Below are 18,010 nucleotides of genomic sequence, written 5' to 3' on the forward strand. Positions count from 1 at the left end.
CTACAAGGTGAACTGCTCACCTAAATAAACATCTTTAACGTGTTGATTATTTAAGATGGTATGGGCGTCTCCGCTGGCAATCAACTCCCCGTGGCTAACTATATAGGCATGTTCGCACACAGATAGAGTTTCCCGAACGTTGTGATCGGTAATTAAAACACCAATGCCGCGGTTGCGCAGATGTTCGATGATTTTCTTAATATCTAAAACCGAAATAGGGTCGACCCCTGCAAAGGGTTCGTCTAACAGAATAAATGCTGGGTCAGCAGCAAGGGCGCGTGCAATTTCAACCCGGCGTCGCTCGCCGCCAGACAAGCTCATACCTAGGCTATTGGCAATATGACCAATATGAAACTCTTCGAGCAGCCCATCAAGACGCTCTTCTCGTCCGTTCGCATCGAGGTCTTTGCGAGTTTCAAGAATGGCCATAATATTGTCACGCACGCTGAGCTTGCGGAAAATTGATGACTCTTGCGGTAAATAGCCAATGCCGCGACGCGCACGCTCGTGCATCGGCAGTAATGAGATGTCTTGTTCATCAATCATGATGCGGCCTTTGTCATTATTGACCAAACCCACAATCATGTAGAACGTGGTGGTTTTGCCAGCACCGTTTGGGCCAAGCAACCCAATAATTTGCCCCGACTCAACGGTTAAGCTGACGTCTTTGACCACCTGGCGGCTTTTGTAAGACTTAGCTAAATGCTCAGCGATTAGTCGGCTCATTATTATTGTCGCTCTTTTTCTTGGGCATGAAAATTGTGGTAACACGGTCGCTGTCAGACTCACCACGATTTGCTGTCATCTGTTGGGTGGCAAAATTATAGATAATCTCGCTGCCTTGCACGACACTGTTATTTTGTGAAACTTTGACGTTGCCAGATAAAGTTAAAATTTGCTTTGCTTGGTCATAACTAATGCTATTGGCTTCGGCTGAAATTGGCGAGCCATCATCTAATTGCTGTTGGTAAACAGCTGGGGTGCCAGTTGCGGTAAATACATCAGACTGGTCGTCCCTGCGTTTGACTTCTAAGTGGTCGGCACGAATTTGTAATGTACCTTGCTGAATGACGACGTTGTTTTCAAACACTGCAATTTTATTTGCTACGTCAAACCAATCGCTCTCGGCATTAATTTGAATAGGTTTGTTAAAGTCGTCACGACCTTTTGCTTGCACCGCGCTAGCGGTAACAGCACTAAGGGCGAGCAGGGCTACGACCGGTATAAATTGTTTCAACATGTCGTGTCATTTCCAATGTTTGAGCGCGCATATCGGCGCGCATACCTTCGCCTTTTACTGTAAAGTCGCGGCCAATAATCACCACGGGCTGTTCAGTTTCTACAGTTTCTTGCAATGTATCAATAGTCAGGTAACTGGTTTCAATACGCTTAATGAATTCTGCAGAAGATAAACTGATCATCTCAATATTTCGTTCTAAAACCAAACTTTTATCGGCATAAAATGAACCTTGCTCTGCCTGCACCTGCCACAGCGCACCTTGACCGTCTATCTGGGTAATATAAGTAGGCGCAGTTAGTTCGGTTAAACCTATGGGGCTGTAGTGGGTCATCTCGTCGGCCGCAATACGGTGGTCGAGCTCGCCGTTCGAATCATAAACCCGCACGATTAAGCCCTGCGCGGTAAAGTCAGGTTTTATTTCACGGTAGCCTTGTTGCTCTTGTTGATCATCGCTGACGGCAAATGGCCGCCAAAACAGCAACGCCGCAATGACAAAAATACCGCCAATAATCAGCACCAAGTTTCGGTTCACAGGCTAACGCCTCCGTGCAGCTGCAACTGGCCTTGCGCCATAAGAATGAGATCGCTTAATTCGCGCACTGCGCCAAACCCACCCCGCTGTGCAGTTACATAGTGCGCATGTTGTTGTACAAACGGGTGTGCGTCTTGTACTGCAACAGCTAAGCCGCTGGCTTTTAGCATGTCTAAATCGGGAATGTCATCACCAATAGAAGCTATTTCGTTGGTTGCGAAACCCAGCGAACTGGCGAGGTTCTCAAAGCAGCTCAGCTTATCTTCTTGGCCTTGGAAAATATGTTGTACCCCCAACGCTGTCATGCGATTTTCAACAATGGCCGAACGCCGTCCAGTGATCACAGCCACTTCAATACCAGCATTAATGAGCGCTTTCACGCCAAAGCCATCGCGAGTATGAAAGGCTTTGAGCTCTTCACCGTTATTTCCTAAGTAAATACGCCCGTCAGAAAAAACGCCATCAATATCGCACACCACTAGCTTGATTGCGGTGAAACGCTCAAATAGCGATTGTGCAATATCGCCATACCAAGTACTGATGTATTCACAGTTGCTAAGCGTCATTACATCACCCCCGCTTTAAGCAAGTCATGCATATTCAACGCTCCTTGCGCTATGCCGTTTTCATCGGTGACAAACAGGCCGTTAATTTTGCGATCTTCCATCAGCTTCAACCCTTGGGCAGCCAAAACGTCTGGGCCTATAGTAACTGGGTTGCGGGTCATCACCTTGGCAATGGCGGTGGTGTGTAAGTCTATGCGTTGGTCTAAAATGCGGCGTAAATCACCATCGGTAAATATGCCTGCTAGTTTACCTTGGGTATCGGTCACCCCAGTCATGCCTAGGCCTTTACGCGACATTTCCAATAGAGCTTCTGAAATGGTTGCCTGTTCAGGCACCAGTGGAATCCGCTCGCCGCCGTGCATAATATCGTGAATATGCAATAACAACCGACGGCCTAAGCTACCGCCCGGGTGCGACATAGCGAAGTCATCAGCGGTAAAGCCACGTGCGTTTAACAGCGCAACGGCCAAGGCATCGCCCATGACTAATGTGGCGGTGGTTGATGAGGTTGGTGCGAGCCCCAGCGGACAAGCTTCTTGTTCAACCGCAATGCATACATGCACATCGGCTATTTCGGCTAACGTTGAATTCGGGTTGCCGGTCATGCTGATCAACTTAACACCACGACGCTTAATAAGCGGCGCTATAGCAAGTAACTCACCGGTTTCGCCCGAATTAGAAATGGCCAAAACAACGTCTTGGGCGGTGATCATGCCTAAATCACCATGGCTAGCCTCACCTGGATGAACAAAGAAGGCAGGGGTACCGGTTGAAGCAAGTGTGGCCGCGATTTTACCGCCAATATGGCCTGACTTACCCATACCAATGACAATAACGCGCCCAGCACAGGCTAACAACAATTCACAGGCTTGCTCAAAACTGTCATCCAAAAAGCGCTTCAAGCCGCTAACCGCGGCGGTTTCGATATCAATGACACGTTCGCCCAACAGACGAAATGATTGGGTGGTGGAATTGCTCATAACTGTGAATAGCTCCGCCAAAATAAGATTGTTTACAATAATACCCGATCGAAAACTGAATTGCAGACGTAAAAAGCACTGAAATAAACGATTTGTCACAAATTTTACCGTCTTAAGGTGTAGAAAAAAGCCCAAATCTGTTACACTCGCGGGCTTGTTTAAGGAGAATTAAAGGCGTGCGACAAGTGGAAAATTCTGCTTTAGATGATGCCCTTGTGGTGATTGATAACTTGCACTTCGCGCATAGTTTTGGCGCACACCAAGTTTATCAAAACCTTTCGATGCGTGTACCGCGCGGAAAAATCACCGCCGTAATGGGCCCTAGTGGCATTGGTAAAACAACATTGTTGCGGCTCATTGGTGCCCAGCTGTATCCGCAGCAAGGTAGTATTGAGTTTGCGGGGCATAACGTACACCAGCTGAATCGGCGTGACCTTTATGAGTTGCGTAAGCGTATGAGTATGCTGTTTCAAAGCGGTGCGTTATTTACCGACATGACAGTGTACGACAACATCGCTTTTCCGTTGCGTGAACATAGCCAACTTCCTGAAGAAATTATTGACACTATTGTCAAAATGAAGCTTGAGGCTGTCGGGTTGCGCGGTGCGCGTGACCTAATGCCAGCCGAGCTTTCTGGTGGTATGGCGCGGCGTGCAGCTTTAGCGCGGGCCATTGCACTAGACCCGGAACTTATTTTGTACGATGAGCCATTTGCCGGCCAAGACCCTATCTCAATGGGTGTCATTGTTAAGCTTATTAAAGAGCTCAATGAATCCTTGGGTTTAACAAGCATTGTGGTGACTCACGATATAGCCGAAGTCATGACCATTGCAGATTACGTCTATATTTTGGCGGACAAGCAGGTGGTGGGGCACGGAACTCCAGCGCAGTTGAAGCAGTCGGATGATCCGCTCATTCATCAGTTTTTACATGGTGAAGCAGACGGGCCAGTGCCATTTCATTACAAGGCGGCGACGCTAGAAGATGATTTATTAGGGAGCGACCATGCTTAATCGTGTTGCTGCGCTAGGAAAAGCGACCTTAGATTCGGTTGCCGGCGCTGGCGCTGCATTTTTTATGTTAATGCGCGCCTTAGTTGGTAAGCCGCAACTGCGTAAGTCATGGCCGTTGCTCATGCAACAAATGTACTCAGTTGGGGTGCTTTCGTTGCTGATTATTGTGGTCAGCGGTTTGTTCATTGGTATGGTGCTTGGCCTACAAGGCTATACGATTTTGGTTGATTTTGGTGCTGAGCAGTCGCTTGGGCCAATGGTTGCTTTATCGTTGTTGCGTGAGTTAGGGCCGGTGGTTACGGCGCTTTTATTTGCTGGCCGCGCAGGCTCCGCGTTGACCGCGGAAATTGGTTTAATGAAAGCAACCGAGCAGCTGTCAAGCTTAGAAATGATGGGTGTAGACCCACTACGCCGAGTTATTTCGCCGCGTTTTTGGGCGGGCTTTTACAGTATGCCGATATTGGCGCTGGTATTTTCAGCGGTTGGCATATATGGCGGCTATTTAGTCGGCGTACGTTGGCTAGGTGTCGACGACGGCGCGTTCTGGTCGGTTATGCAGTCGAACGTGGAATGGGGACAAGACATTCTTAACGGTGTCATCAAGAGCTTAGTGTTTGCCTTTGTTGTCACTTGGATAGCGTTGCACAAAGGCTATCAATGTACGCCGACGTCGGTCGGTATTAGCCGAGCAACCACATCGACTGTTGTGACTGCGTCATTAGCAGTTCTGGGGCTCGATTTTGTTTTAACCGCATTGATGTTTGGATAAAGACCATGGAATCAAGAAATACACAATTAGCAGTTGGGTTGTTTGTCATCATTGGTATTTTGGCCTTGTTATTTTTAGGCTTAAAAGCCGCGAACACCAATGTGCTCACCAACGGTGAAACCTATAAATTATTTGCAAAGTTCGACAACATTGGTGGCCTAAAAGAACGCTCGCCGGTAAAAGTAGGCGGTGTTGTGGTTGGCCGCGTCAGCAAAATTTCATTAGTGGGCGATTACTATGAGCCGTTGGTCGAAATGACCATTAGCAAAGAATACAATGAATTTTCTGACACAACGTCGGTCTCAATATTAACGTCGGGCTTATTGGGTGAGCAGTATATTGGCTTAAACCCTGGCTTTATTGATGACACGGTTGAGATGCTCGAAGACGGTGATTATATCTACGACACCAAATCAGCATTAGTGCTAGAGGACTTGATTGGCCAGTTCTTATTCGGCCAAGGCAACGACTAAGGAGTTCAGCATGAAAAAGTGGTTCATGGCAGTCTGTATTAGTTTGTTCACGTTAGCTGGCGTTCATAACGCCCAAGCGGAGTTAATTCGTGACGATAATCCGTACGTTTTGTTGGAGAAGCTTGCCAGCAAAACACTTGAGCGTATCGAAACCGATCGTGAGCTGATTGATCAAGATATCAACCATATTCGGGTGGTTATTCGTGAAGAAATGATGCCTTATGTTGATTATGTCTATGCCGCAAAGCGCGTACTAGGCCGTAACCTAACACAAACCACCGAAGAGCAACGTCAAGAATTTTACACGGTGTTTCGTGACTATTTAATTACCACCTACGCGGGTGCTTTTACGCAATATGATGAAACGAAACACACTATTCAATTTGGTGACGCGTCGCGGTTTGAGCCGAATAGTAAAATAGTGGTGGTTAATACCCGCTTATTACAAGAGGGTGGGCCGCCTGTGCGCATGGATTTTAAAATGCGGTTCGACAAAGACGACAACCTATGGAAAGCATACGACCTGGTTGTTGAAGGCGTAAGCTTGCTCAATAGTAAACAGGCTGAAATCAATGCGGTTATTCGTAGTAATGGCATTGACGGCACTATCGCGTTGTTGCGCGAAAAAGCCCAAGAAACTGTCAAAGAACATGATGATATTGAAGGCAGTGAGTAATGGACCATTGTGAACTGCAATGCAGCGATGGTGGCCGTGTGGTCTTAAGCGGCCAACTAACTCGTAATACGGTGCCTGCTATCTGGGCAAATCGCCGAAACTGGTTAGCAGGTGAGCAAGAAGCCTTGACGGTTGACCTAGAAGGCGTTGAGAAAGTCGACTCCGCCGGTGTTGCCATGCTATTACAGGTTAAGCGGGCATTGCGAAACACCCAGCGTGACTTACTCATTGTCAATGCAAATCAGCAATTTAAAGCCATGCTAAAAGTCAGTGGTGTCGATGCACTGCTCACACTCGGTAGTTAAAATTCTCAAAATTCAATGAAGAAACTTTATGATGACATCTGATTCGATTCAACAACGCCTGTTAGACGAGCTCGACGTAAGCGAAGTGCTGGTTAAGCTTGATGGTGGTCACGCCAATATTACCGTTGTTGGTGAACTATTTAGCGACTTGTCGCGAGTTAAAAAGCAGCAAGTGGTTTATGCTCCGTTGAAAGACTTAATTGCTAGCGGTGAATTGCACGCCGTATCAATTCGTACCTATACACCGACCGAATGGCAACGCGAGAAAAAACTCGCCATGCTCAGCTAAGAGACGCGCAATGCAAAAATTGGTTATTCAGGGTGGCCGGCCGCTAAACGGCGAGGTGACTATTTCTGGCGCGAAGAACGCTGCGCTACCTATTCTAATGGCAGCTATTTTACCCTGCGAAACGGTTGAGCTGCACAACGTACCAGCCTTACAAGACGTGCGTACTAGCCTGAAGCTACTTGGTGAGTTAGGTATTCAAAGTGAAGCTTTGGGGCCAAATAGCTATAAAATTCATCCACAAGGTATTAATAACCATGTGGCAAGTTATGACTTGGTGAAAACCATGCGTGCTTCCATTTTGGTGTTAGGTCCGCTGTTGGCGCGCTTCGGCGAAGCTCAAGTATCGTTACCTGGTGGTTGTGCAATTGGTGCGCGCCCAGTGAACTTGCACATTGAAGGCTTACGCCTCATGGGTGCCGATATTACGGTTGAAAATGGCTATATAAATGCCAAAGTGAATGGCCGTTTGCGTGGTGCAACTGTTCTAATGGATACGGTTAGCGTCACCGGTACAGAAAACCTCATGGCAGCCGCAACCCTAGCTGATGGTGTCACTATTATTGAGAACGCAGCGCGAGAACCCGAAGTGGAAGACCTTGCTCAGTTTTTAAATGACATGGGTGCAGACATTCGCGGTGCTGGCACTGATACCATTACCATTCACGGTAAACCGGCGTTACACGGTGGTAAATATAGTGTGCAGCCAGATCGTATAGAAACTGGTACTTTTTTGGTGGCAGCGATGGCGACAGGTGGCGATGTAACCTGTCGCAACACAGACCCAAGTATGCTTGACGCGGTGCTCAAAAAATTAACCGAAGCAGGCGCAGTGATCACTAAAGGCGATGACTGGATACGTGTGCAGGCGAACAGTCGCCCGCAACCAGTGAAGATTATAACGGCACCACACCCAGCGTTTCCAACCGATATGCAGGCTCAGTTCTGTACCTTAAATGCAATTGCCGATGGCGCCGGCTGGGTGAGTGAAACGATTTTCGAGAATCGATTTATGCATGTGCCTGAATTACGCCGTATGGGTGCAAATATTGAACTAGAAGGCAATACCGCCATTTCAAAAGGTGTGGAGCAGCTAACCGGCGCACAAGTCATGTGTACCGATTTACGTGCGTCAGCATCGCTTGTTATTGCTGGTTTGGTGGCTAAAGGTGAAACCGTCGTCGAGCGTATTTATCATATCGACCGCGGCTATGAAGCTATTGAGAAGAAATTGTCAGCGCTTGGTGCTGATATTAAGCGCGTGAGTTAAGTCACGCGCTGATTTTGGGTTACTGAAATTTAGTAATCGTCACCGTAACCGACTGTTCTTGGTTGTCACGGAAAAACCGTATTTCGATTTCTGTACCAGGTTTAGTTTGCGCCACTGTCGCAAGGCCTTCTGCCGCCGAGGACATCCGCTTACCATTTATTTCAGTAATATAATCATCAACTTGTAATCCGGCGCGATCAGCTGGGCTGTTAGCGTCAACACCCGAAACATAAATGCCAGGTTGAGAATAAGGGTTGTTTTGCGGCACTTCGCCCACCTGTACGCCAAGATAACCGCGTACCACTTCGCCTTCGCGAATTAAGCTTTCCATGACTGAATAAGCCAAGGGGTAGGGTACTGCAAAGTAAATACCATCGATGCCTTGCCCACGCGCATCACGAAACTGCGCATTATTGATGCCAACCAAATAACCTTCACTGTTGACCAAGGCGCCACCAGAAGCTCCTTCGTTAATCACAGCATCCATTTGAATTAAATCAGCATGTGAATGAATAATACCCATGCGCCCACCGGTTGCGCTCACAATGCCTTGCGTAATGGTTTGGCCTAAATTGTGTGGGTTACCAATGGCCAATACGACATCGCCCACTTGGGTACGTAAACTTTGATTTTGTGGAATAATCGGCAGGTTATCTGCCTCAATACGCACCACCGCCAAATCAGTGATCTGGTCATAGCCTATGACTTGACCGCTGTAGTTACGGCCATCTTGTAGCGCGACTTGAATTTCGTTAACGTCTGCCACAACGTGATAGGCGGTTAGAATGTGCCCCCGATTATCCATGATCACGCCTGAACCCAAACGCACTACGGTGCTGGGGCGGCGTGAATAATACGAGTTACGAGACGTACCAATACTATATATGTTGACTACAGCCGGCGCAGCGCGATTAACCGCCTTGGCAAAACTTAACGGCTGTTGTTGACTGCTCGCGGAGGTTGATTTGCCTTGAAAATAAGGTAAAGCGACAATCACAATGGCAGCTACCACCAAGCCAAGTAAGACAGAGCGTGTGACGTACCAAAACGTTTGGCCAAGCTGCATTTGAAAGTAACCTATTGAATTAAAATATAAGCAAAAGCATAACACTGTTTAAAAAAGAAGGCAGCATTTGCTGCCTTCTTCATGAGGTAATGTCACAACAACGGTTGATTAGCCGCCGCGCAATACTAAATACAATTGCGAATTACCGCGGCGAATATTTAACGCGATAACATCACCCGCGTTTGAGAGTGACTCGCGTAGCTCCGACATGCTGTTAATTGGCGTGCGGTTCACCCCAATAATCACGTCGTTTTTACGCAGTCCATAGCGCTCCGCTAGCGACCCTTCAGCAATTTCTGTCACTTCCAGACCGCCTTTATCGGTTGGTGCAAGTGTTAGACCATCTAACGCAGGGTGCAATGAAGTAGCGGTCACCGCTTGGTCGTCAGCACTAAGCACAACGTCAAAGTTTCGCTCTTTACCATCGCGCAATACGGTGAGTTTCAGTTCCTTACCCGCTCCCAAAGTACTCACCCGAGCACCTAAGTCAGCAAAGGTGCGAATACGCTCGCCGTTAACTGCGACAATCACGTCACCCGATTGCAAACCTGCTTTCTCTGCCGCGCCTTCTGGAATAACCTCGGCAATAAATGCACCTTGGTTAGCTTTCAAATCAAGCGCTTTAGCAATTTCGTGAGTTAAGTCGTTACCGCGTACACCTAGTACGCCGCGGCGCACTTCACCGAACTCAATTAATTGATGAACGAGGCTTTGCATCATGTCGGCCGGAATGGCAAAACCAATACCGATATTACCGCCATTGGGGCCTAAAATAGCGGTATTAATACCAATGAGCTTACCGTCAAGAGTGACTAAAGCACCGCCAGAGTTACCGCTGTTAATGGCCGCATCGGTTTGAATAAAGTTTTCAATTTCTTCAATGCCTAAGCCACTGCGGCCTAGCGCACTAACAATACCCGAGGTAACGGTTTGCCCTAAACCGAACGGATTACCAATAGCCACGACAAAGTCGCCAACACGTAATTTCGCCGAGTTACCAATTTCAATGGCTGTTAAATCTTTGCCATCTTTAATTTTCAGCAGGGCAACATCTGAACGGTCATCGGTGCCAATCACTGTTGCATCGAATTGTCGACCATCTTTGAGCGTAACCAGAATCTCTGATGCGCCGTCAATCACGTGGTTGTTGGTAACGACGTAACCTTCGTCTGCATCAATGATGACGCCAGAGCCAAGCCCCTGAAAAGGACGTTCTTGAACTTGTTCACGCGGACCATTTGGGCCAAAGAAAAAGCGAAACATATCGGGGATGCGTTGACGCACCTCGCGCTTCCCTTTCACGGAAATATTCACAACCGCAGGCGTGACTTCTTCCAGCATGGGCGCAAGCGTAGGTGTTTCGTCTTTATCACCAAAGAAAGGAATACCGGCTGAAACAGGCGCAACAGTCAGTGCACTCGCTAAAGCCAACACCGCTAACAACTTCACTTTCATTCGAGTTAACTCCTGTATGATGGTTATCGTAATTACAGACTAACTCGATATAAATAAGTTCAGCAGTAGAGTGTTTCAAGATGTGAATTGAGAACAACATCGTTATTCGTTATTCGTGCGTTCACTACGTTCACTGTTTGTACGTGCTTCGCACTGTTCGAAATATATTTTACGAACAGCGCAGCGGACAAACAGCAGAACGTACGAATAACGAATAATGACAAACGCAGCGATCGAATAACGTTTCTAGCCTTTGAAGAGGCCGGATTTTTTGTCGCTGTAGTCGCGCGGCATATCGCTTGGCGACTTATCATCTGAACGACGCTTCTCGCCATTTACCTTGTTCGCCATGCGCAGCTCGCGAATGGTGTCTTCGGCAAAAAACGGTAAGCTTGGTTGTTCTTGCTCGCGTTGTAGCAAATCGGCGCTGTGGTGCAAGTAAGCTTTTAGTTTGTCTTGGGTTTCTTCCAATTGGCCGACCAAAGCTTGGGCAGTTGCTAAGTGTTCGGCAACTTCTTGCCGATAATCGGCCAGCTGCTGCTTGGTTTGATTAACTTGTTGCGAAAGCTCGGCTTCCTCGGAATGTTCGGTGAGCCAGTAGCGGGCGACAAAAAAGCCAACAATTGCCCCAGCAACAACTAGTAGTACGCCAATAATCCAGCTCATAAATACTCCTTAAAAATGCGTTTCGCATGATAAACTAAACGCCAATAGCATAATCTAGAATAGGGTCGAAGTGGTAGTGACAACGAACAAGCTTACCCCAATCTTAAAATATGAGCAGGACCTCGCGTCCGGTAACTTTACGCCTGATGCCGCGCAGCGCAAGGCGGTAGAGGCGTTGCAGCGGCTTTATGATGAACTGGTCTTATTTCATCACAACAGCGGTGCCACGGGCTTTTTTAGCAAACTAAAAACGCTATTTGGTAGCGAAACCAAAGCGCCCCAAGGTATTTATTTTTGGGGTGGCGTCGGGCGCGGTAAAACCTATTTAGTGGATACGTTTTTTGAAACCTTACCATTTGAGGCGAAAATGCGTGTGCATTTTCATCGCTTTATGCACCGTGTACACAACGAACTTAAGGCTTTAAAGGGGCGCAGCGATCCGCTCCCAATTATCGCTGAAAAGCTTGCCGCCGAAGCGCGGGTCATCTGTTTTGATGAATTCTTTGTGCAAGATATTACCGATGCGATGATTCTTGGCACGCTAATGCAGGAACTTTTCAAACGCAACGTGGTGTTAGTCGCGACTTCGAATATTGTGCCCGATGACCTGTACAAAAACGGCTTGCAGCGGCAGCGTTTTCTGCCTGCTATTGCCTTAATTAAGGAAAATTGCGAGGTGATTAACGTCGACAGCGGCATTGACTACCGCTTACGTACCTTAACGCGCGCTAATATTTATCACGCCCCAGCAGACAGCCAAGCTGACGAAAACCTTCAGCGGTATTTCACCGAGCTAGCGCCGGATCACTGCAACCGCGACAAGCAGGGTTATATCACCGTGAATAACCGTAATATTCCGGTGCGTATGGAATGTGATGACGTGGTGTTATTTTCATTCGAAGCAATTTGCGGCGGGCCGCGCTCGCAAAACGACTATATTGAAATTGCCCAGTGCTACCATGCCGTGTTGATTAGCGATGTACCGCAAATGGGCGCCAACAATGACGATGCGGCACGGCGCTTTATTGCCCTGGTTGACGAATTTTACGAGCGTCGCGTTAAGCTCATTATGTCGGGCGCAGCGCCGCTCAATGAGCTATATACTGATGGTAAGTTAAATTTTGAATTTAAACGCTGCGTTAGTCGTTTACTTGAAATGCAAAGTCACGAATATTTGGGGTTAGCTCACAAACCATGACCTTAACCAATTGGACACTCGCCCTTGGCGGCCTCGGCTTATTGCTGCTTGGTATGCAAATGCTTACCGACGGGCTTAAAGCTGCGGCGGGTGGCCATTTGCAACAGGTTCTTGAGCGCTCGACACAAACACGCTTACGCGCCGCGGCATCTGGCTTCGCGGTAACCGCTGTGGTGCAGTCATCGAGTGCTGTGGTGGTGGCGCTACTAGGCTTTACCAACGCGGGCATGTTGAAATTGCGCCAAGCAGCGTGGGTGGTGTTTGGCAGTAATGTCGGTACCACCATGACGGCATGGATAGTCGCGTTAATTGGCCTCAAAATAAATATCGGTATTTTTGCTTGGCCGTTAATCGGCATTGGCATGTTACTGCAGCTGTTTCGTAAGCAAAAGCTGTCGGGCCAAATAGGCCTCGCTATTGCCGGTTTCGGTATTTTGTTTGTCGGGTTAGACACCTTGCGCGACGCGTTTGAGCAAGTGACCGCCCTTGTACCTATCGAGCAGCTACGCATTACCGGCATAGGCGGCATTGCACTAGCGGTTGTGGCTGGTATGGTGCTGACCGCATTAGTGCAGTCATCGTCAGCAGCGCTAGCTATTGTGCTAACCGCCTCAGTAAGCGGTGTATTTTCGCCACTGGCAGGCGCTGCGGTGGTTATTGGTGCCAATGTCGGCACCACAGTAACCGCCCTTATTGCTAGCGTAGGTGCTACCGCCCACGCTAAGCGCCTCGCCGCGGTACATGTATTAATGAATGCCATGACTGGTATATCCGCACTGATTTTACTGGTGCCCATGTGGTGGGTGGCCCAGTTATTGTCAGGTGGCGAGCAGGTCACTAACATTAGCTCTGGCCTAGCGGTGTTCCATACCTTGTTTAACCTGCTTGGCGTTGCCTTAATGTGGCTGTTTGACGAGCGTATATTTCGCGCTGTCGAGCGCTGGTATCGGTTGCCGCCGCTACGTTCTGGCGAACCCCGTTTTCTGGACAAAACCGTGCTTGAAATTCCTGCCATGGGTTTAAATGCCGTCAAGCAAGAGCAAAACCGCGTGTTACGCCAATACCAAATTCGCTTACGCACGCTATTACGTGATTCACAGCTTACCGAGGTGACCGAAGAAGACATTGCCACGGGTGAGCTACTGCAGCATATTCACGACTATTTACAAAAGCTAAGTAGCAAGTCGCTGCACGGCGACGAAGCCCTGCAATTAGCTGAATTACATGGCTATCAAGCACGCTTAGTTGACTTGCGCGAGCTTGTTGAAAAACTTCGTGCAGCGTCACCATTACAAATAGATGCCAGCTTAAATCATGATCTACGTGCGCAGCTGCTAGAACTACTCAGCGGCTCCGAAATGAACGAACGCCCGCAAGCCAATTGGCAAGCTCTAGTGAGTTCAATCCGCGCCACCCGCAACTTATTACGCAGTACCTGGCTGCAGCAAATAGCCCGCAATGAGCTGTCGCCGACCGACGGCGCGGTGTTAATTCAACTTGCCAGCCACTGGGAACGCACCGCCGAACTCATCACCGCACTGCAAGCTTAAAAGCGTTATTCGTTTTTCGTGCGTTCACTTCGTTCACTGTTTGTCCGCGCTTCGCGCTGTTCGGAAAAATCAAACACGAACAGCGAAGCGATCGAATAACGAATAACGAATAACGAATAACGAATAACGAATAACGAATAACGTCGTTGATCTTTTAAGCGGTTTTCCCTATAATCCGCGCAGCCCACGTTACAGGTACAACTAACCGTCATAAGTGGCTAGCAAACGTTGCATGACACAGCGGTTGTTGTGGTTCGCGGGGAAGCCCGGAACTACTGTCGTGAACCTTAAGAAAAGAGATAATCTCAATGAGTACATTTGTTGCAAAACCAGAAACAGTACAACGTGACTGGTATGTTATTGACGCCGAAGGTAAAACTTTAGGTCGTTTGGCAACTGAAGTTGCCACCCGTTTGCGCGGTAAGCACAAGCCTGAGTACACTCCTCACGTAGATACTGGTGATTACATCATCATTGTTAACGCTGAGAAAGTGACTGTAACTGGCCGCAAAGCGCAAGACAAAATCTACTATTCACACTCTGGCTACCCAGGTGGTATCAAGGAAATCAACTTCGAGAAGTTGATCGCCAAGAAACCAGAAATGGTAATTCAGAAAGCGGTGAAAGGTATGTTACCTCGTGGTCCACTTGGTCGTGCCATGTTCCGTAAACTGAAAGTGTACGCTGGTGCAGAGCATAACCATGTTGCTCAGCAACCAAAACAACTTGAAATTTAAGACGGAGCGTTAAGACTATGGCACAGAATCAATACTACGGTACTGGTCGTCGCAAAAGCTCAACTGCACGCGTTTTCTTGCGTCCAGGTAGCGGCAACATCAGCATCAACAATCGCACTTTAGAAGAATACTTCGGCCGTGAAACGGCTCGCATGGTTGTTCGTCAGCCATTAGAGTTAGTTGAAATGGTAGAAAAATTCGACTTGTACATCACTGTTAAAGGTGGTGGTTCAAGTGGTCAAGCTGGCGCAGTACGTCACGGTATCACCCGTGCACTGATGCAGTACGACGAAGCTCTACGTGGCGACCTACGTCGCGCGGGTTATGTAACTCGTGACGCACGTCAAGTTGAACGTAAGAAAGTCGGCTTGCACAAAGCGCGTAAGCGTCCACAGTTCTCGAAGCGTTAATTCGAAATCTCGAGTACGTCAAAAACCCGGCCTTTGTGCCGGGTTTTTTGTCTTTATCCTTGTAAAAATCAGGGCATTTCTTTATCATCTGAAAGCATTTTTTTATTGCCGCTCACCTAGTACTGTTTGGGTGGGCCTATCGCAGTAGCTAATTACTGACTTCGCGGCGATGTCTCGCGAAGCGTCCAAACTGGAGAGTAAGTGGATGAGCAATGCGCCTGTAGATAAAGGCCGCCGTCGTTTCCTAACTGTCGCGACATCTGTTGTCGGCGCAGCGGGTGCGGTTGGCGTTGCCGTTCCTTTCATTGCGTCGTGGAACCCGAGCGAAAAAGCTAAAAACGCGGGTGCCCCAGTGGAAGTGAACATTGGAAAAGCCGAGCCGGGTCAATTGATTCGTGTTGAGTGGCGTGGTCAACCGGTTTGGGTGGTACGTCGTACCCCTGAAATGTTGGCGTCACTTGAAGCCGTAAGCGATCAGCTTCGCGACCCAAATTCTGATGAACCACAACAGCCTGAGTATGCGAAGAACTTGCACCGCTCACGCAAAGAAGAATACTTTGTGGCGGTTGGTATTTGTACGCACTTAGGGTGTTCACCGCAGTTCCTAGATCAAGGCATGGGTGAATACGTTGAAGGCGCGCAGTCGGGCTTCTTCTGCCCTTGCCACGGTTCAACCTTCGATATCGCCGGTCGTGTATTCCAAGGCGTACCAGCTCCTTATAACTTGGTGGTTCCGCCTCATTACTACATCAACGATAACACCATTTTGGTGGGTGAAGATGGGGAGCAAGCCTAATGAATAAGCTCATTGCCTGGTTTGACGAACGTATTCCGATGACCAAAACGTGGAATATCCACTTAGCTCAGTATCCAGCTCCAAAAAACTTTAACTTCTGGTACATCTTTGGTGTGCTAGCAACGTTGGTTTTAGTGAACCAAATTCTTACCGGTATTTGGTTGACCATGAACTACGTGCCGTCAGCAGAAGGCGCCTTCGCCTCTGTTGAATTTATTATGCGTGACATTGAGTACGGTTGGTTGCTGCGTTATATGCACTCCACTGGAGCCTCTGCGTTCTTCGTGGTGGTTTATCTGCACATGTTCCGCGGCATGATGTATGGCTCTTACCAGAAGCCTCGCGAATTGCTGTGGGTATTCGGTATGCTCATCTTCTTGGTGCTAATGGCTGAAGCCTTTATGGGCTACTTGTTGCCATGGGGTCAAATGTCATACTGGGGTGCACAGGTTATTATCTCGTTGTTTGGCGCCATTCCAATTATTGGTGACGACCTAACGCTGTGGATTCGTGGTGACTATGTTATCTCAGGCGCGACCCTAAACCGCTTCTTTGCACTGCATGTTATTGCACTGCCGTTAGTTTTGGTTATCTTGGTGTTCTTGCACATTATTGCATTGCACGAAGTTGGCTCGAACAACCCAGAAGGCGTGTCAATTAAGAAGCCGAAGGGCTCAGTGCCAGACGCTGACAAGCCGAAGTTTACCTTCCACGAGCGCTTCACGAAGAAGTACGACATTGTTGATGCCTTCCCATTCTTCCCGTATTACATCGTGAAAGACTTAGTGGGCGTGGCTATCTTCTTGTTCTTCTTCTGCTACGTCATTTTCTTTGCACCAGCAATGGGCGGCTTGTTCCTTGAGCCACCAAACTTTGAAGCGGCGAACCCGTTGAAAACCCCTGCGCACATTGCACCAGTGTGGTACTTCACACCGTTCTACGCCATTTTGCGTGCGGTGCCAGATAAATTGCTTGGCGTTATCTTAATGTTCGGTGCCATTGTGGCATTGTTTGTACTGCCATGGCTTGACCGCGGTAAAGTACGCTCAGTGCGCTACCGCAGCACCTTGCATAAAGTAAACCTGACTGTGTTTGCAATCAGCTTTATTGCACTGGGTTATTTAGGCTTGAAACCAGCGACTGAGGTTTACACCATGTTCGCTCGTATCTTCACCTTCTTGTACTTCGCATTCTTCGTATTGCTATGGTTCTACAGCAAAAACGAAAACACGAAGCCAGTTCCAGAGAGGATTACTAAGTGATGAAACAGCTTATTAAAACAACTCTTTTAGTTGCCGCATCACTGTGGTCAGTTGCTACCTTAGCAGCTGGCCCGACGGTTCCGCTGGACGAAGCCAAAGTTGACTTGCATGACAAAGCGTCATTGCAACGCGGTGCGCAATTATTCATGAACTACTGTTTGGGGTGTCACTCAATGCAGTACCAACGTTACAACCGCACGTTTAAAGATCTTGAGATTCCTGAAGATCTGGGCGTTGAAAACTTGCAGTTTACCGGTGAAAAAGTGGGTGACTTAATCACCAACGCCATGGCAACTGAAGATGCAGGTACTTGGTTTGGTACGGCGGCCCCAGATTTAACGTTGGTGGCGCGCGTTCGTGGTGCTGATTGGATTTACACTTACTTGCGTTCATTTTATGTGGACGAGTCACGTCCGTTTGGTGTGAACAACACGGTATTTCCAAACGTTGGTATGCCACATGTGCTGGAAGAGCTTCAGGGCATTCCGCGCAAAACCACAGAGCAACGCATGGTTGACGGTGAAATGCAGGACGTTTACGTCGGCATTAAAACCGATGGCAGCGGTATGTTAACAGACGCTGAGTACGATCAAGCCGCACTAGATATTACTAACTTCTTGGTTTACACCGGTGAACCAATGATGCTGCAGCAGCAGCGTATCGGTTGGTATGTGTTCGGTTTCCTTTTAGTCTTTTTAATTTTCGCGGTACTGCTGAAGCGCGAATTCTTTAAGGACGTGAAATAGTTTTATGGAGAACA

Annotated in this window: 22 protein-coding genes; 14 read left to right on the forward strand and 8 right to left on the reverse strand. The window is 48.1% G+C overall.

Annotated elements, in window-relative coordinates; translation table 11 throughout:
- From lptB to BM334_RS01130, 5 genes are read right to left on the reverse strand one after another with little or no spacing between them, the layout of a single operon-like run.
- A complete protein-coding gene (lptB, locus tag BM334_RS01110) occupies window positions 1-726 on the reverse strand; it encodes an LPS export ABC transporter ATP-binding protein (protein WP_092836746.1) in 726 nt (241 codons plus the stop codon).
- A complete protein-coding gene (gene lptA, locus BM334_RS01115; RefSeq protein WP_092836749.1) occupies window positions 707-1,240 on the reverse strand; it encodes a lipopolysaccharide transport periplasmic protein LptA in 534 nt (177 codons plus the stop codon). Before lptA ends, lptB begins: the two co-directional genes overlap by 20 nt.
- Window positions 1,197-1,772, reverse strand: a complete 576-nt coding sequence (gene lptC / locus BM334_RS01120) for an LPS export ABC transporter periplasmic protein LptC (protein WP_092836752.1) — start codon at window positions 1,770-1,772, stop codon at window positions 1,197-1,199. Before lptC ends, lptA begins: the two co-directional genes overlap by 44 nt.
- Window positions 1,769-2,338: a 3-deoxy-manno-octulosonate-8-phosphatase KdsC gene (gene kdsC, locus BM334_RS01125; protein WP_092836755.1), complete on the reverse strand. Its 570-nt coding sequence runs from the start codon at window positions 2,336-2,338 to the stop codon at window positions 1,769-1,771. Before kdsC ends, lptC begins: the two co-directional genes overlap by 4 nt.
- Complete coding sequence (locus BM334_RS01130) at window positions 2,338-3,318, reverse strand: KpsF/GutQ family sugar-phosphate isomerase (protein ID WP_092839161.1); 981 nt, start codon at window positions 3,316-3,318, stop codon at window positions 2,338-2,340. The genes kdsC and BM334_RS01130 overlap by 1 nt, the downstream gene beginning before the upstream one ends.
- 185 nt (window positions 3,319-3,503) lie before the next feature.
- Between BM334_RS01130 and BM334_RS01135 the strand changes: the two genes are divergently transcribed.
- The 7 genes from BM334_RS01135 to murA are packed head-to-tail and all read left to right on the forward strand — an operon-like array spanning window position 3,504 to window position 8,110.
- Window positions 3,504-4,331: an ATP-binding cassette domain-containing protein gene (locus tag BM334_RS01135; protein ID WP_417663788.1), complete on the forward strand. Its 828-nt coding sequence runs from the start codon at window positions 3,504-3,506 to the stop codon at window positions 4,329-4,331.
- A complete protein-coding gene (gene mlaE, locus BM334_RS01140; protein WP_092836758.1) occupies window positions 4,324-5,100 on the forward strand; it encodes a lipid asymmetry maintenance ABC transporter permease subunit MlaE in 777 nt (258 codons plus the stop codon). The genes BM334_RS01135 and mlaE overlap by 8 nt, the downstream gene beginning before the upstream one ends.
- A gap of 5 nt (window positions 5,101-5,105) precedes the next feature.
- Window positions 5,106-5,573, forward strand: coding sequence for an outer membrane lipid asymmetry maintenance protein MlaD (mlaD, locus tag BM334_RS01145; protein ID WP_092836761.1), 468 nt, complete (start codon window positions 5,106-5,108; stop codon window positions 5,571-5,573).
- Window positions 5,574-5,583: 10 nt separating this feature from the next.
- Window positions 5,584-6,249 carry an MlaC/ttg2D family ABC transporter substrate-binding protein gene (locus tag BM334_RS01150; protein WP_092836764.1) on the forward strand — a complete coding sequence of 222 codons (666 nt, stop codon included), beginning with the start codon at window positions 5,584-5,586 and terminating at the stop codon, window positions 6,247-6,249.
- A complete protein-coding gene (locus tag BM334_RS01155; protein ID WP_092836767.1) occupies window positions 6,249-6,554 on the forward strand; it encodes an STAS domain-containing protein in 306 nt (101 codons plus the stop codon). The genes BM334_RS01150 and BM334_RS01155 overlap by 1 nt, the downstream gene beginning before the upstream one ends.
- 28 nt (window positions 6,555-6,582) lie before the next feature.
- Window positions 6,583-6,843, forward strand: a complete 261-nt coding sequence (locus tag BM334_RS01160; RefSeq protein WP_417663787.1) for a BolA family protein — start codon at window positions 6,583-6,585, stop codon at window positions 6,841-6,843.
- 10 nt (window positions 6,844-6,853) lie between these two features.
- Entirely contained in the window at window positions 6,854-8,110 is a 1,257-nt protein-coding gene (gene murA / locus BM334_RS01165; RefSeq protein ID WP_092836770.1) for a UDP-N-acetylglucosamine 1-carboxyvinyltransferase, read from the forward strand.
- 19 nt (window positions 8,111-8,129) lie between these two features.
- Here the strand turns inward: murA and BM334_RS01170 are convergent, their stop codons facing one another.
- The 3 genes from BM334_RS01170 to BM334_RS01180 all read right to left on the reverse strand — a co-directional run bounded on the left by BM334_RS01170 (window position 8,130) and on the right by BM334_RS01180 (window position 11,297).
- The gene (locus tag BM334_RS01170) at window positions 8,130-9,176 is read right to left on the reverse strand and encodes a trypsin-like peptidase domain-containing protein (RefSeq protein ID WP_092836773.1); all 1,047 of its coding nucleotides are present in this window, start codon (window positions 9,174-9,176) and stop codon (window positions 8,130-8,132) included.
- A 108-nt stretch (window positions 9,177-9,284) separates the two neighbouring features.
- Entirely contained in the window at window positions 9,285-10,631 is a 1,347-nt protein-coding gene (locus BM334_RS01175) for a DegQ family serine endoprotease (RefSeq protein ID WP_092836776.1), read from the reverse strand.
- 246 nt (window positions 10,632-10,877) lie between these two features.
- The gene (locus BM334_RS01180; protein WP_092836779.1) at window positions 10,878-11,297 is read right to left on the reverse strand and encodes a Z-ring associated ZapG family protein; all 420 of its coding nucleotides are present in this window, start codon (window positions 11,295-11,297) and stop codon (window positions 10,878-10,880) included.
- A gap of 76 nt (window positions 11,298-11,373) precedes the next feature.
- On the opposite strand from BM334_RS01180, the gene zapE reads away from it, so the two are divergent.
- The 7 genes from zapE to BM334_RS01215 all read left to right on the forward strand — a co-directional run bounded on the left by zapE (window position 11,374) and on the right by BM334_RS01215 (window position 17,996).
- Window positions 11,374-12,495: a cell division protein ZapE gene (gene zapE / locus BM334_RS01185; protein WP_092839170.1), complete on the forward strand. Its 1,122-nt coding sequence runs from the start codon at window positions 11,374-11,376 to the stop codon at window positions 12,493-12,495.
- Window positions 12,492-14,045: a Na/Pi cotransporter family protein gene (locus tag BM334_RS01190; protein WP_092836782.1), complete on the forward strand. Its 1,554-nt coding sequence runs from the start codon at window positions 12,492-12,494 to the stop codon at window positions 14,043-14,045. Before zapE ends, BM334_RS01190 begins: the two co-directional genes overlap by 4 nt.
- A gap of 308 nt (window positions 14,046-14,353) precedes the next feature.
- Complete coding sequence (gene rplM / locus BM334_RS01195; RefSeq protein WP_055439311.1) at window positions 14,354-14,782, forward strand: 50S ribosomal protein L13; 429 nt, start codon at window positions 14,354-14,356, stop codon at window positions 14,780-14,782.
- A gap of 17 nt (window positions 14,783-14,799) precedes the next feature.
- Window positions 14,800-15,192, forward strand: coding sequence for a 30S ribosomal protein S9 (gene rpsI, locus BM334_RS01200; protein ID WP_055439310.1), 393 nt, complete (start codon window positions 14,800-14,802; stop codon window positions 15,190-15,192).
- 205 nt (window positions 15,193-15,397) lie between these two features.
- Window positions 15,398-15,988: a ubiquinol-cytochrome c reductase iron-sulfur subunit gene (gene petA, locus BM334_RS01205; protein WP_092836785.1), complete on the forward strand. Its 591-nt coding sequence runs from the start codon at window positions 15,398-15,400 to the stop codon at window positions 15,986-15,988.
- Window positions 15,988-17,250 (forward strand): cytochrome b, encoded by a 1,263-nt coding sequence (locus BM334_RS01210; protein ID WP_092836788.1) that lies wholly within the window; start codon window positions 15,988-15,990, stop codon window positions 17,248-17,250. The genes petA and BM334_RS01210 overlap by 1 nt, the downstream gene beginning before the upstream one ends.
- The gene (locus tag BM334_RS01215; RefSeq protein ID WP_092836791.1) at window positions 17,250-17,996 is read left to right on the forward strand and encodes a cytochrome c1; all 747 of its coding nucleotides are present in this window, start codon (window positions 17,250-17,252) and stop codon (window positions 17,994-17,996) included. The genes BM334_RS01210 and BM334_RS01215 overlap by 1 nt, the downstream gene beginning before the upstream one ends.
- Window positions 17,997-18,010 lie beyond the last annotated feature (14 nt).

This window comes from Pseudidiomarina donghaiensis (assembly GCF_900116895.1).
GTDB classification, from domain to species: Bacteria; Pseudomonadota; Gammaproteobacteria; order Enterobacterales; family Alteromonadaceae; genus Pseudidiomarina; species Pseudidiomarina donghaiensis.